Here is a 13,706-nt window from a genome sequence, read left to right on the forward strand (position 1 = left end):
AGTATATCATTGACCGATAAAACTCATCTTCGAGACCTCTTTGAGAGAACTAAATTTCAAAATGACAAAGAACGTTTTAGGCTTAATGAGCCAAATTTGTTTAATTATTAACGTCCCAATTTTAATGGGACACTAGTGAATAAAAGAGAAAAGCCAGACTTGCGAAAGCCTGACTTCTTAAATTGGAATATAGGAAATTTAATGTAGTGCTAAATTCAGGGGTGTTCTATTTAGTTGATGTTTTCATAGTTAAAAGTGTGATCTTAAAAGATTCTAAGGGTTGATAATCGTTGCTGTATCAACGGCCTGAAAGAATACACTTGGTTTCCCGTTTTTAAATGTCCAGGTATGCGTGGCATTGGCTTTAAAACGTTTGCCCGTGGCTTTCCATATACCTGTATAATAACCTTCCATAACTATTTTATCACCACCATCTATAAAGTCGTGAATTTCAATATTGAATTCATCGTAATTGTCTGGTATTTTGGAAAGTACACTCTGAACAATAGCTTCAGCTCCAACAAAAGTTCCATCGCCGTCTATGAATGGAAACCCTTTGCACTCGTGCCACACAATTTTCTCATCCCAAAGTGCAAGAACACCTTCAATATTACCTTCAGCAAATAGTTTATACCCTTCTTTTAACAGATCTAAATTGCTCATGATTATCCTAATTTATCGAACTTTCATTACAAGACGGGCCATTTCAACACCGCGCCAATCCCTTGTTTTTAATGCTTTCTGAACCGCCAATGAAGTGGTTAAATCCATATCTCCATTATCTCCTTCCCAAAAGTTGGCAAGCTGACTGTAATCTTTATACATGCTGTATGTTATATGCGTTCCAACCGCCTGACTTCCTGCCGGGAGTATAACCCGTAATACTCCCCATGCACCTTTTTTTCCATCGTCAACCATTTGTTGGTGCCAGGGTTTAAATATTTCGTTTTCAACTTTTTCGTAACTGTCGTACTCTTGTTTCATGATATCCATAACCAAAACGGTTCCAAGTTCCATATCAAAATCCCCGGATGTTGTATTTATTTCTTTGCAATATACCTGATGAGCCATATCGCGCGATTTTACAGTTTTTTCCATCATTTCATCCCGTTCTTTGTCGCTAAAATTGGGATAAGCATTTTGCAGATATTCATCAAATTTACCGCCCGGAATACCTTCAAACATGGCTGCCATGCTCGAGAATAATGTAACGGTAAAATACTGAGATCCCTGTTCTGTACCACCGGGATTCATTGCCCACAGGTCCCAACCTATAATATTATTGTCTGCAACACGTTGCTGGTGAATCTTTGACCAAAATTGTTCTACTTCCTGATAATCCCCGTTCATATCGTCAGAAACAGACATAAACTCCATAAGAATGTAAAGTGGATGATCTTCTTCCTGTGCAAATAGAGAAACTGTGCATAACAGCATTAAGGCGATTAAAAAGACAAACTTTTTCATAATGTTAATTTTTAATTAGTTAGAATTATTACGATGTTTTAAAAAGCACAGTGAAGTTTCCGGAATAAATTTTCCGGGAGTATTGTTTTGCATTTTGCAGGTTGTGGAGATCAAACAATTCGGATGGATTCTTTTCATGAATCTGGTGTCTTTCATATTCTGATTGTTTGATAAGCAATAACAAGTTAGTGTATTTTGAAAATAGAATACAAATTACTCCTTTAATATTTTTCGAATTGAGTTATTATTGCACATAGTATTGATTAGAAAGTATGCCATGTGTCTGTCTTTTATGAAACATCTGTATACTAGTAGTTTGTTATTGTGAGCATTGTATGTATCAGAATGCCAGCAGTGTAAGGTGCTTATGGTTGGTGTTTGTTGGTTTTTGTTTTATCTATTTTGAAAGATGAAAAGGTTAATACAAGAATTAATCGAATAAATGAATTAATTGTTCGATAGCTGATTTCGAATAAATCAATATAATCCAGTTGTTAAGGAAAAACAGAAATCATATGTTCTTAAACTGCGTAAAAAACGAAACCCGTCGTATGTAATTGGTGTAATAATAAACTGAGAAGAACCTATCGTACTTATTGAATTTCGAGAAATTTTCTGATTGAAGAGTTAAACTAAAGTTGTTATGCCAGTAAAAAAACTTAAAGCATTTCTTGATGAAAACGATGTAAAGTACATTGTAATCAGACATTCAAGCGCCTTTACTGCTCAGGAAATTGCAGCAAAAAGTCACATTTCGGGTAAAGAGTTTGCAAAAACTGTAATTGTAAATGTTGATGGTAAATTGGCAATGACCGTACTTCCTGCTTCGTACCAGGTTGATTTTGAACTGTTGAAAGAAATCTTCGGAACACCACATGTTAATTTGGCGACTGAAGCTGAATTTCAACGTTTTTTCCCCGACTGCGAAATAGGAGCGATGCCGCCATTTGGCAATCTTTACGACATGGAGGTTTTTGTGGCCGAAACGCTTGCTGAAGATGAAGAAATTGCATTTAACGCAGGCTCTCACACCGAGATGATTAAAATGAGCTATGCCGATTTTGAGCGTTTGGTTGAACCGCGGGTATTCAAGTTTTCGTGGAAAACAGTTTCTTTGCCCGGCGATCCGAGCGAACGATGGGCATTTGAATGAACAAAAAAAAGGATTTCTGAAGCAGAAATCCTTTTTTTATATATCGTAAGAGTATTTCTTACATTAAGAAACTCAACAAAATACCTGCTGCTACTGCCGAGCCAATCACACCCGAAACGTTTGGTGCCATAGCGTGCATTAACAAGTGGTTAGTTGGGTCTTCTTTTAATCCCATACCTTGAACAACCCTTGCACTGTCAGGTACAGCAGATACACCGGCTGCTCCAATCATTGGATTGATCTTGTTCTCTTTTTTCAGGAACAGGTTCATGATTTTAGCACCGGCAACACCACCAGCTGTTGCAATTACGAATGAAGCTGCACCAAGCCCGAAGATCTTGATTGACGCCGGAGTAAGGAATACGTCGGCTTGAGTTGAAGCTCCCACGGTAATACCAAGCAAAATTGTAATGGCATCGATAAGTGGGTTAGCTGCAGTGTTTGCCAAACGTTTTGTTACACCCGATTCTTTCAACAAGTTACCAAAGAACAACATACCAATAAGTGGCAATGCCGATGGGGCAATATAGGCCGTAAGAATCAGACCGATGATAGGGAACAGTACTTTCTCCGTTTTAGAAACCGCACGTGGAGGTTTCATTTTGATTCGGCGTTCTCTTTTTGTTGTCATCAGTTTGATTACCGGAGGCTGAATAACTGGTACCAGCGCCATGTACGAATACGCTGCAATCGCAATCGGGCCAATCAGGTTTTTAACCGTAGTTCCGTCGGGCAATACGTTCAATCCATTCGCCAGTTTCGACGAAATGAAAATCGCAGTAGGGCCGTCGGCACCACCAATAATACCAATTGCTCCGGCTTCAGGTGCGGCAAATCCTAAATAAATCGCTCCAAGGAACGTAAGAAAAATACCGATTTGAGCGGCTGCACCCAGTAACATCAGTTTTGGATTCGAGATCAGCGACGAGAAGTCGGTCATTGCACCAATACCAAGGAAAATAAGTGGAGGATACCATCCCTGAACCACACCCTGGTAAAGAATGTTAAGCACCGATCCCGGCTCGTAAACACCCAATTTCAGGTTAAAGTCGGCCACCTGGAACATCGGAATGTTACCAATTAAAATACCAAAACCGATTGGTATCAAAAGCATCGGCTCGAAATCGTACTTAATAGCCAGGTACAGGAAGATAAATCCTACAATCATCATAATGATGTTTCCCCAGGCTATGTTGGCAAATCCCGAAAATTCGTAGAAGTTAAATAATCCGGCAACCGCTCCACTGTAACGTTTGTAAACATATCCGTCTCCCGACAGGTTGCCATCGGCGTTAATTTTCAGCACACGGTTTGGTAGTTTAACCTGGTTTGTCGATACGGTATAACCTCCCTGTTGGTTTGGATCTTTGTTGGTACGCAACTCGGTAATCGGCACAGTGTTGAAGTGTAATTCAACTTGGTCTCCAATAACTTCGTAACGCCCTGAGTAACGTTGTTTTGCAGAGTCAAGAAGAAATCCCCCGTCGGTTTCAAACGTAAATGTTTTGTAACGTTTTACGGTAACAGGGTCCTCTTTCTGATCAGGTTCTCCTTCTTTATAGGTAGGAATTGGTACATAACCATCGGAATGATTTATCCATTTCCCCTTTGTAATTACATCGCTGAGTTTTTCCGGCTGACCGGCAGCAAATACTGAAGGCGCAAGAAAAATCAATACGAATAATAATTGAACTATTTTTCTCATGTCAGCAATGTATTGTTTAAGCAATTTCTATTAACAGATCATCTTGCAACACGCTGTCGCCCACATTAACTTTAATGGCTGTAACTTCTCCGCCTTTTGTGGTTTGTACCTGGTTCTCCATTTTCATGGCTTCCATAACCATCAGGTTTTGGCCTTCAGTTACCACGTCGCCAACCGACACATTAATTTTAAGAATAGTGCCCGGTAGTGGAGCAGTTACTTTGTGTTTACCAGTTGATGCTGATTTTTTGATCTGTCCTTCTCCCGGCATTTGCTCAACCGGTTTCCGAATCAGTTTCGGCGTTTTCGAAGTTTTTACTTCTCCGTGAATTTGAACTTCGTATATGGTTCCGTTTACATCCACTTCTGCAACATTGTCTTCAATGTCTTTTAAATGAACGTCGTATTCGGTACCACTGATTGTGAATTTATATTTTTTCATTGTATTCTTTTTTTACACTTTCTAATCAGAATTATTTATCGCGGCCAGTTGTTTTGTACACTGTAAATTTTAGAACTCCATGGAGAGTACGACTTCTTCACCTTTTTAATGGTAACGATGTTACTCTCTTCGTCGTGCAGTTCGTTAAAGTACATGTGCAGGGCTAAACTGATAGCTGCAGTTACGTTACCTTCAATGTAATCTTCGTCTTTCTTGTCTTCTGCCTGCCCTTTGGATTTATTTCTTTTTAGCTTCTCCTTGTTGAATTTCATGTTAATCAACTTTGGAGCATTGGTAAACACAATAACCAAACAGGTAAGCGCAGTGAAAACGATGCAGAATCCAACGATTGCAACAGTGTACCCAAACTGAACAGAACTGGCTAATAGAATTGATAATGGTTCCATAATTTGTTCTGTTTTTAAAGTGGGATGTTTGAATGCTTCTTCGGTGGATTAACCAGTTTCTTAGTAGCAAGGCTTTGTAATCCGCGAATAATTCTGAACCTTGTGTTACGAGGCTCGATAACATCGTCGATGTAACCAAAAGATGCGGCCTGATAAGGATTCGCAAACTTCTCTTTGTATTCCTCTTCGTGGTCGGCAATAAATTTAGCACGCTCTTCAGCGTCTTCAATATCGCGTAATTTTCTTCCATGAAGTACTTCAACAGCACCGGCTGCACCCATAACTGCAATTTCGGCAGTTGGCCAGGCATAGTTAAGGTCGCCACGCAATTGTTTACTCGACATTACGTCGTGTGCACCACCGTATGATTTACGCAGTGTAATAGTGATTTTTGGAACAGTAGCTTCGCCGTAAGCAAACATCAGTTTTGCTCCGTGAGTAATAATTCCGCCGTACTCCTGACGACTTCCTGGTAAGAACCCCGGAACATCAACAAGCGTGATGATTGGAATATTAAATGAATCGCAGAAACGTACAAAACGAGCTGCTTTTACCGAAGCATCAATATCAAGCACACCTGCCAGGTAGTTTGGCTGGTTAGCAACAATACCAACCGGCTGTCCGTCGAATTTGGCAAAACCAACAACGATATTCTTCGCGTAGTTACGGTGAATTTCGAGGAACTCGCCATAATCAACAATAGTGTGAATTACATCTTTAACGTCGTATGGTTGGTTCGGATTGTCAGGAATGATTTCATTCAATACATCGTCCAAACGATCAATAGGATCTGAACTGTCGGTAACAATCGGATCTTCAAGGTTATTTTGAGGCAGGTAGCTGATAAGTTTACGCAAGATCGAAATACCTTCCTGCTCGTTTTCAACCAGAAACTGTGCAACACCTGATTTAGACGCATGAACTTTACCACCACCAAGGTCTTCAACTGAAATGTCTTCGCCGGTTACCGTTTTAACAACTTTAGGTCCGGTAACAAACATGTAAGAGTTTTGCTCGGTCATCATGATAAAGTCGGTTAGGGCAGGAGAGTAAACTGCACCACCGGCACATGGTCCGAAAATAGCTGAGATTTGTGGAATAACTCCTGATGCCAAAATGTTACGCTCGAAAATTTCAGCATAACCCGAAAGCGAGTTAACACCTTCCTGAATACGTGCACCACCCGAGTCGTTGATACCAATTACCGGTGCGCCAACTTTCATGGCCATATCCATTACCTTGCAAATCTTCTGTGCAAAGGTTTCTGATAATGATCCACCGAATACGGTAAAGTCTTGTGAGAAAACGTAAACTACACGTCCGTCGATTGTTCCGTGACCGGTAACAACACCATCGCCCAAAAATTTGGTTTTTTCCAATCCGAAGTTGGTACAGCGGTGGGTAACAAACATGTCAAATTCTTCGAAACTTCCTTCATCAAGCAGAAGTTCGATTCTTTCGCGAGCAGTAAATTTGCCTTTTTTGTGCTGTGCTTCAATTCTTTTCAATCCGCCACCCAGCTTAGCTTCTGCTCTTAGGTCGATTAACTTTTTAATTTTATCCTGGTTGCTCATAAAATCGGTTATTAGAAGTGTGTTTTACTCTTTTCCACAAATTTCGGTTAATACACCCATGGTAGCTTTTGGGTGAAGGAAACCAATGTTTAATCCTTCGGCCCCTTTTCTGGCTGTTTTGTCGATTAGCTGAACGCCTTTTTCTCCCAGCTCGTTCAACGAATCGTTTACATTGTCAACAGCAAAAGCAAGGTGGTGTACGCCCTGACCTTTTTTCTCCAGGAATTTGCCAATTGGTCCGTCAGGACTGGTTGATTCCAATAACTCGATTTTAGTGTCGCCAACCTGAAAGAAGGCGGTTTTTACTTTTTGGTCTGCCACTTCTTCAACGGCATAGCATTTTAGACCCAGCATCTCTTCGTAGTATGGAATAGCTTCTTCTAAACTATTCACTGCGATCCCGATGTGTTCTATATGTGAAATGTTCATCTTGTAAATAATTGTATTCTTGAAAATAAGCAGATTTTGAAGCAGTTAGTACAGTTTATTGAGGCATTAATTGTTTCTATTTCTGCTTATTTAGAATGGTTATAAAATATTAATAGTCAAATTTTTAAACTCCAACAAAGTTATGCTTCTTACAATTCCCTATTCATGAAAAACCGAAAACCTGATTGTTTGGCATCACGATTTTAGAATTAGTTAATATTCGAACGAAATGATAGAATGGTTGATGATAATAGTCATAAAAAAAGCAGACCTTAAGTCTGCTTCTTTAAACATATGTCTTTTATTCACCCCTCACATAATGATAATGTGGACCGAACCGTTCAAACGATGCTTTGTCTAAAGATTCCTGATGGTCAGGGTGAGCGATAGATATCAGAAGTTTTGCTCTTTCCTGAAGTGTTTTACCATATAAGTTAACAGCACCATACTCAGTTACCACCCAATGCATGTTTGCACGAGTAGTTACAACGCCTGATCCTGAAAGTAAGGTTGGGCTAATTTTAGAAATACCTTTATTAGTTACCGACGGAAGTGCAATGATTGGTTTACCTTTTTTAGAGTGACCGGCACCACGGATAAAGTCGATTTGGCCTCCAACGCCTGAGTAGTGCGTGATACCAATTGAGTCGGCACAAACCTGACCTGTTAAGTCGATTGCCAATGCAGAGTTAATAGCAGTTACTTTATCATTCTTACGAATGTTTGCTACGTGGTTGGTGTGCGCAACGTCCATCATGGCGACTCGTGGGTTATCGTCAACAAAATCATATAGTGCCTGCGATCCCATAAGGAATGAAGCTACCATCTTACCTGGGTCTGTTTTTTTCTTCTTACCGGTAATAACGCCTTTCTCCACCAAAGGAAGAATTCCGTCGGCAAACATTTCGGTGTGTACTCCAAGGTCTTTGTGGTTACCCAATTGAGCCAATACTGCATTCGGAATACCTCCGATACCCATTTGTAAACAAGCACCATCTTCAACTAATTCGGCAACATTTTTTCCAATTTTAATGTCCATCTCAGTCAATGGTGCAGGATCATGAACATACAATGGAATGTCGTCTTCAACGAAAATATCAATCTCATCAATATGCATCATCGCATCACCCCATGCTCTCGGAACGTTTGGGTTTACAGCTGCAATTACTGTATCGGCATTTTCAATAGCGGCGCGGGTTGCATCAACCGAGGTACCTAATGAAACGAAACCATGTTTGTCAGGAACTGACACCATAATCATGGCAACATTTACTTTTAAATAACCTCTGCGCATTAAACGTTGCGTTTCGCTCAGGAAAATTGGAATGTAATCGGCGTAACCGGCCTGAGTTTGTTTTCTCAGGTTTCCGCCAACAAAAAATTGTTCAGAATGAAAGATTCCTTCGAATTCAGGATTGGCATATTCAACCTGACCTTCGACATGGATATGCTGAATAGTAACATTGTGGAACTCTTTGTTGCGACCTCTCTCAACCATTGGCTTAATTAAGGTGTGAGGAGTTACTGCAACACTACTTAAATGGACTCTGTCTCCGGTTTTGATAACCTTTACGGCTTCTTCCGGCGATACGTACTTGATATTTTTCATGTTTTATCGGATTTTAAAATCGGCTAATAATTTCAGGTGCGCAAATATAGAAATATAATTTCCCCGACTATGATTCGAATATTATAATCTGAGGTTCGAATAGATTTGTAAAGTATTTGTTAATTGCGGGTTTTGTTACTTTTATTTGGACTAATGACAGATAAGGAATGATTGGTTCGCTTCAGTTTTTATAAAACTGGTGGACCCAATTATTTCATGAAATTTGTTTGAGCAAACTGAAAGAACTATAAAGCGCCGGAAAGAACCATGAGAACTAAGAGAAAATCAGTTTGGCATAAATTGTCTCATTTCCGAACTTAAGTATAACAAATATAATTGGTTTGTTCTTGGGTTATTTTGGTCTTTAGTTTTAAAAAATGTTATTTAACTGTATTATTTATTGGAAATTATCTTAATTTAGTTGTCACCTTTACAATACATAATAGCGATGAACCATCTGCAACAAGAAAAGTTGATCCTGCTCAACATATCCGATGATGAATTATTCAGGCAGTTTAGCAATATCTTAATAACACACAATTATCGTGTACAACGAGCTGTGACGATTCAGGCAGCCATTCAAAAAGTTATTGAGTATTCTCCTGATCTGATTATTTGCAGTCATAATTTAATGGACTACACGGCTTATCAGGCATACAACTTATTGCGAAAGACCACATTAAATTGTATCACTCCTTATGTTGTAATTGTTGAAAATTATGATTCGGAAGAAATACTATTGGGGCTGGAGCTGGGAATCGATAATTTTATTTTTAAGCCACTAATTGAAAAGCGTATTGTTACAAAACTAAAATTGCTGTTCGAAAAAATAGATAGGCTGAAAGCAATTGAGCGCTCCACTTTCGAAAAGCTTTTTGTTACCTCGCCAATTGGAATGCTGATATGCGAAACTGGCAGAATTGAACGAGCCAATCCGGCTTTTTATCAGCTAATGGGTTTTGACAAAAGTTTGAGCCTTCCGGGATTAAAAGAAATTTTTGATTTTAGAGAATCTCCTGAGCAGAAAAAACAATTTTGTATGTGTTTAAAAGGCCTTACACACGATTGTACAGTTTCGAATGTGCAGTTGAAAGGAGATAAGGAACATGTTGCAAATTTGTACATTTCCAACATTTCGAATTTTGTAGTTTACCGCTTGCTAATACAGATCGAGGTTCAGTTAAATAATGCCGATTTGCCCTGTTATGGCAAGAATAGGAATGTGTTAGCAGAAACTAAAAAGGAACAGACAACTGATTTTGTGTTAACCTCAAGAGAATATGATATTTTAAGAATATCGGGAAAAGGTACACCAATTAAACTAATTGCTTCTGAGTTGGGAATTTCGCAACGAACGGTGGAGAAACACCGCTCGAATATCATGAGAAAAACCAATTCGATGAATATTATTGAAGCCATTGGTAAGGTGTATGGCATAAATCAAAAACTGTATGGTACGTAATATTGCGTACCCGACCTATTAGATGGAGGTATTTACGTATTGTGAAAAATCTTACCATCATTTACTTTTGCATCGTGATTAAATGATCAGCATCCCTAAGCGAAAGTTTAATTAAAACAAGTGCCGGATAACTAGAAGGAAATTTGTTGAATTTATACCCAGGAAGAATTATTGAAAATCGACCTACGTTAAATCTATACCAGGTAAAATGTTACCATGCGGTATGGATTTTTGTAAAGAATATATCTAAAGGAAGTATCAGATAGTGGCAATTTTCTGACTTCAGATACAGATGAAATGTAATGGTCCTCGCGGCAAAATTCCGGAGTTACCATCAAAAATAAAGTATAAAGCTGCAGAAAACACGTATACACTAACTATTGACCGATCCTTTTGATTGTGGTAATTTTAGTTGTAGTGTTTTTGGTTTTTACCCATAAATAAAAAAGCTATGCTAAGGAAAATATTCTATCTGATTTTATTCGCCACATGTTTTACAAATGTTAAAGCACAGGATAACCTGGTTCAGCATTTACTGGAACTCATACAGGTTGGTGTTATCGATAATGAAATGCTGTTGAATAGCACAAGTAGCATTGGTCAGGTGGGCAATGTCAATACGATAATTGTAAATCAGGAGCAAGTTGGTTTGTTAAACAATACCATATTTTCTCTACAGCTTCAAACTGAAAATCAGGCAGGAATAACTCAGCATGGATCCGGACATTCAACACTTCTTATTCAGGATGGAGTAAACAACCAGGCAAATACATGGTCGATTGGTTCGCTTACGGCCACCGAAGTATATCAGAAAGGGAACAGGAATACCATTAATTCGTTTATAAATAACGAAGGAATACTTCCTAAATCGAATTTGCTTAACCAAATTGGAGAGGACAATACCATGGAAATTGCCTTATTGGGTATTGGAGACTCATGGACAGAGCATTTACCCAAAACCGTTGATGCAACACAAATCGGTGCAGATAATACCCTCGAATTGATACTTGATCATTCGCTGATGCCAGGAATAAAAGTTACCCAAACCGGAGGAATGAGTTTAATTCTGAAACACAGCGATTTTTATTTCCCTGCACAATAATATGAAACTACTTCTTTCTATACTCCTGATACCTGTTTGTATTGGCGTTTGTAGTGCCCAAACCGATTCGATTAAGGCTTCAAAACAAATAAAAGAAGCTCCTGATGATTTAAAACAATTACTAAAGGAGATTATCGAAGAGAAAGCTAAAGAGGTAGGCAAGGATGCTGATTTAGAGATTGATGGGTTATTGTTCGATGAAACCAAAACCAAAAGCGGCCGGGATTTTTACGTCTTATTTTATCGCGATTGGGAGGCTCCGGTAAATGTAAAAAACTATTCAATTTTTGTAAGTGAAAAACCTTACCGTTTAACTACAACTCAAATTCAGGTTAGAATAAACGAAACACTTGTTTTTCAATCTTTCCTGCAACCGCGGGGCGACATTGTCGAAACCCTTGCTCAGCAAGCCGTTGCACGCACACAGGTATACCTGCAAAACTATGAAGCTATTTTAAAACAACTGGAAGGTGCCGACCGTGCAGGCTCGGGCATCTTTTAACCAAAACTATATGTTATGAGAAAAAAAATATTAATTCTGTTAGGAGTTTTTACAATGGGCATCACTTGTTCTTATGCGCAGGATTTTGTTTATACTCCTAAAAATCCGGCTTTTGGCGGAAGTCCTTACAATTATAGTTGGCTGTTAAGTTCGGCCCAGGCACAAGATACCTACGAGGCTCCTGCAGATGAAAGCAGCTCGTACAGCAGCTATTATAATTCCGATCCGGTAAATAATTTTACAGAAAGTCTTAACCGGCAAATACTTAGTCAATTGTCGAGGCAGATTGTGAGTCGTCAGTTTGGCGAAGATGCATTAGATGAAGGAACATATGTTCTTGGTGATTATCAAATCGAAATTGGAAATGGCGGTACCGGTTTAAACATATCAATTGTTGATAATTCAACCGGCGCTACAACATCGGTAGAAGTACCTTATTTCTGAAGCAGATATGATTGAAATGTTAAAACTTCAAAGACTGATTTTCAGAACACTAAAGTTCTGCGTAGTTGCATCTGTAATTGCAGGCTGCAGTCCTTATTTCTATCAGCCATTGGGAGAAGAACGGGAAGCACAGCTGGGCCCTGAAACTCCGGTGAAAAAGGAATTGCTCGATCTGCCTCAGCCAAAAGAGCCCATAGTGGTTGCTGTTTATAAATTCAGAGATCAGACCGGACAGTACAAAGCATCTGAAGTTGGCGCCAACTGGTCGACAGCTGTTACACAGGGAGCTACCAATATTCTTGTACGTGCACTGGAAGAATCGGGCTGGTTTGTACCCATTGAAAGAGAGAATATCAGCAATTTGCTGAATGAGCGAAAAATAATTCGATCGAGCCGTGAGCAATACGAAGGTAATAATGGGGTATTGTTGCCTCCGCTTTTATTTGCAGGTGTTTTGCTCGAAGGTGGAATCGTTTCATACGAAACTAATGTTTACACCGGTGGGGCTGGAGTTCGTTATTTTGGAACGGATGCATCGGCACAATACCGCGAAGACCGGGTGAGCATCTACTTACGCGCTGTTTCTACCAGTAATGGTAAAATTCTAAAAACGATATACACCACAAAATCCATTCTGTCGCAGGAAGTTTCGATGGGTGTTTTTCGGTATGTTAAATACAAGCGTTTGCTGGAAGCCGAAACCGGTTACACTTATAACGAACCAACCGAACTGGCTGTTACCGAAGCCATTGAGAAAGCTGTTCATAGCCTCATAATCGAAGGTGTTTTGGATAATTTGTGGAGTCTTGAAAATCAGGAAGAAATAAAGGACGAACAAATACAGAATTACATGGCCGAAAAAGAGGATAGGGTAGATATTGACCATATGGGCCGGCCATTTGAACAGCATCTGAGAGGAAAAATGTTCATATCCATATTGGGAACCGCGCAATTTTATGCCGGCGATTATTCTACGAGTTACATTCGTCCGGGAGCTACGTGGGAACTGGGATATGCATTGCATAAGAATTTCTTTCTTGAAACCGATGTTGGGTATCAACGTATATTTATCGAAGATCTAATGACTTCAGAAGAATATTATGCCGACATAAGCCTGATGTATTTGCTAAATCCGAAAGGGAAATTCTCGCCTTTGTTTGGTGTGGGAGGGGGCACGTATTATGACTTTGATTCGAATGTCGGTTTGTCTGATGAGAGGTTGATACCTTACATTTCTTATCGGGCAGGGGTAGAATATTTATTTGGCAACAGGTTGGCAGCAATTGGGAAAGTATATGTTAATCAACTATTCTCCGATAGGTACGACGGCGAAATAACCGGTCAGTTTAACGACCATATTTGGGGATTTAAACTGGGAGTGAAATATTATTTGGGTAAAAATTAAAAACG

At 39.3% G+C, this 13,706-nt stretch carries 14 protein-coding genes; 6 read left to right on the forward strand and 8 right to left on the reverse strand.

Going from position 1 to position 13,706, the window contains the following annotated elements; all coding sequences use genetic code 11:
• Window positions 1-273: 273 nt before the first annotated feature.
• The gene (locus tag ABZB17_RS01310) at window positions 274-663 is read right to left on the reverse strand and encodes a nuclear transport factor 2 family protein (RefSeq protein WP_372647568.1); all 390 of its coding nucleotides are present in this window, start codon (window positions 661-663) and stop codon (window positions 274-276) included.
• 12 nt (window positions 664-675) lie between these two features.
• A complete protein-coding gene (locus ABZB17_RS01315) occupies window positions 676-1,467 on the reverse strand; it encodes a hypothetical protein (protein ID WP_372647570.1) in 792 nt (263 codons plus the stop codon).
• A 643-nt stretch (window positions 1,468-2,110) separates the two neighbouring features.
• On the opposite strand from ABZB17_RS01315, the gene ABZB17_RS01320 reads away from it, so the two are divergent.
• A complete protein-coding gene (locus ABZB17_RS01320) occupies window positions 2,111-2,620 on the forward strand; it encodes an aminoacyl-tRNA deacylase (protein ID WP_372647572.1) in 510 nt (169 codons plus the stop codon).
• Window positions 2,621-2,678: 58 nt separating this feature from the next.
• Here ABZB17_RS01320 and ABZB17_RS01325 read toward each other — a convergent pair whose 3' ends face one another.
• From ABZB17_RS01325 to ABZB17_RS01350, 6 genes are all read right to left on the reverse strand, one after another.
• Entirely contained in the window at window positions 2,679-3,791 is a 1,113-nt protein-coding gene (locus tag ABZB17_RS01325) for a sodium ion-translocating decarboxylase subunit beta (protein WP_082063922.1), read from the reverse strand.
• A 550-nt stretch (window positions 3,792-4,341) separates the two neighbouring features.
• Entirely contained in the window at window positions 4,342-4,767 is a 426-nt protein-coding gene (locus ABZB17_RS01330) for a biotin/lipoyl-containing protein (protein WP_045033712.1), read from the reverse strand.
• A gap of 35 nt (window positions 4,768-4,802) precedes the next feature.
• Window positions 4,803-5,174 carry an OadG family protein gene (locus tag ABZB17_RS01335; protein WP_372647574.1) on the reverse strand — a complete coding sequence of 124 codons (372 nt, stop codon included), beginning with the start codon at window positions 5,172-5,174 and terminating at the stop codon, window positions 4,803-4,805.
• A gap of 14 nt (window positions 5,175-5,188) precedes the next feature.
• A complete protein-coding gene (locus ABZB17_RS01340) occupies window positions 5,189-6,748 on the reverse strand; it encodes an acyl-CoA carboxylase subunit beta (protein ID WP_372647576.1) in 1,560 nt (519 codons plus the stop codon).
• A 24-nt stretch (window positions 6,749-6,772) separates the two neighbouring features.
• A complete protein-coding gene (mce, locus tag ABZB17_RS01345; RefSeq protein WP_045033715.1) occupies window positions 6,773-7,177 on the reverse strand; it encodes a methylmalonyl-CoA epimerase in 405 nt (134 codons plus the stop codon).
• Window positions 7,178-7,478: 301 nt separating this feature from the next.
• Window positions 7,479-8,786: an acetyl-CoA hydrolase/transferase family protein gene (locus ABZB17_RS01350; RefSeq protein ID WP_372647578.1), complete on the reverse strand. Its 1,308-nt coding sequence runs from the start codon at window positions 8,784-8,786 to the stop codon at window positions 7,479-7,481.
• 448 nt (window positions 8,787-9,234) lie between these two features.
• Between ABZB17_RS01350 and ABZB17_RS01355 the strand changes: the two genes are divergently transcribed.
• From ABZB17_RS01355 to ABZB17_RS01375, 5 genes are all read left to right on the forward strand, one after another.
• The gene (locus tag ABZB17_RS01355; protein ID WP_372647580.1) at window positions 9,235-10,248 is read left to right on the forward strand and encodes a LuxR C-terminal-related transcriptional regulator; all 1,014 of its coding nucleotides are present in this window, start codon (window positions 9,235-9,237) and stop codon (window positions 10,246-10,248) included.
• 451 nt (window positions 10,249-10,699) lie between these two features.
• Window positions 10,700-11,350 carry a hypothetical protein gene (locus ABZB17_RS01360; protein WP_372647582.1) on the forward strand — a complete coding sequence of 217 codons (651 nt, stop codon included), beginning with the start codon at window positions 10,700-10,702 and terminating at the stop codon, window positions 11,348-11,350.
• A 1-nt stretch (window position 11,351) separates the two neighbouring features.
• Entirely contained in the window at window positions 11,352-11,852 is a 501-nt protein-coding gene (locus tag ABZB17_RS01365) for a CsgE family curli-type amyloid fiber assembly protein (RefSeq protein WP_372647584.1), read from the forward strand.
• 15 nt (window positions 11,853-11,867) lie between these two features.
• Complete coding sequence (locus ABZB17_RS01370) at window positions 11,868-12,296, forward strand: curli production assembly/transport component CsgF (RefSeq protein ID WP_372647586.1); 429 nt, start codon at window positions 11,868-11,870, stop codon at window positions 12,294-12,296.
• Between the two features lie 16 nt (window positions 12,297-12,312).
• A complete protein-coding gene (locus ABZB17_RS01375; RefSeq protein ID WP_372647588.1) occupies window positions 12,313-13,701 on the forward strand; it encodes a CsgG/HfaB family protein in 1,389 nt (462 codons plus the stop codon).
• Window positions 13,702-13,706: the final 5 nt, after the last annotated feature.

This window comes from Draconibacterium sp., assembly GCF_041583095.1.
GTDB lineage: Bacteria > Bacteroidota > Bacteroidia > Bacteroidales > Prolixibacteraceae > Draconibacterium.

Bases quoted from the DNA above. Each gene is read 5' to 3' on its own strand.
- ABZB17_RS01375 (WP_372647588.1), top strand. From the start codon at position 12,313: ATGTTAAAACTTCAAAGACTGATTTTCAGAACACTAAAGTTCTGCGTA.
- ABZB17_RS01310 (WP_372647568.1), bottom strand. From the start codon at position 663: ATGAGCAATTTAGATCTGTTAAAAGAAGGGTATAAACTATTTGCTGAA.
- mce (WP_045033715.1), bottom strand. From the start codon at position 7,177: ATGAACATTTCACATATAGAACACATCGGGATCGCAGTGAATAGTTTA.
- ABZB17_RS01315 (WP_372647570.1), bottom strand. From the start codon at position 1,467: ATGAAAAAGTTTGTCTTTTTAATCGCCTTAATGCTGTTATGCACAGTT.
- ABZB17_RS01325 (WP_082063922.1), bottom strand. From the start codon at position 3,791: ATGATGATTGTAGGATTTATCTTCCTGTACCTGGCTATTAAGTACGAT.
- ABZB17_RS01340 (WP_372647576.1), bottom strand. From the start codon at position 6,748: ATGAGCAACCAGGATAAAATTAAAAAGTTAATCGACCTAAGAGCAGAA.
- ABZB17_RS01355 (WP_372647580.1), top strand. From the start codon at position 9,235: ATGAACCATCTGCAACAAGAAAAGTTGATCCTGCTCAACATATCCGAT.
- ABZB17_RS01360 (WP_372647582.1), top strand. From the start codon at position 10,700: ATGCTAAGGAAAATATTCTATCTGATTTTATTCGCCACATGTTTTACA.
- ABZB17_RS01335 (WP_372647574.1), bottom strand. From the start codon at position 5,174: ATGGAACCATTATCAATTCTATTAGCCAGTTCTGTTCAGTTTGGGTAC.
- ABZB17_RS01350 (WP_372647578.1), bottom strand. From the start codon at position 8,786: ATGAAAAATATCAAGTACGTATCGCCGGAAGAAGCCGTAAAGGTTATC.
- ABZB17_RS01370 (WP_372647586.1), top strand. From the start codon at position 11,868: ATGAGAAAAAAAATATTAATTCTGTTAGGAGTTTTTACAATGGGCATC.
- ABZB17_RS01320 (WP_372647572.1), top strand. From the start codon at position 2,111: ATGCCAGTAAAAAAACTTAAAGCATTTCTTGATGAAAACGATGTAAAG.
- ABZB17_RS01330 (WP_045033712.1), bottom strand. From the start codon at position 4,767: ATGAAAAAATATAAATTCACAATCAGTGGTACCGAATACGACGTTCAT.
- ABZB17_RS01365 (WP_372647584.1), top strand. From the start codon at position 11,352: ATGAAACTACTTCTTTCTATACTCCTGATACCTGTTTGTATTGGCGTT.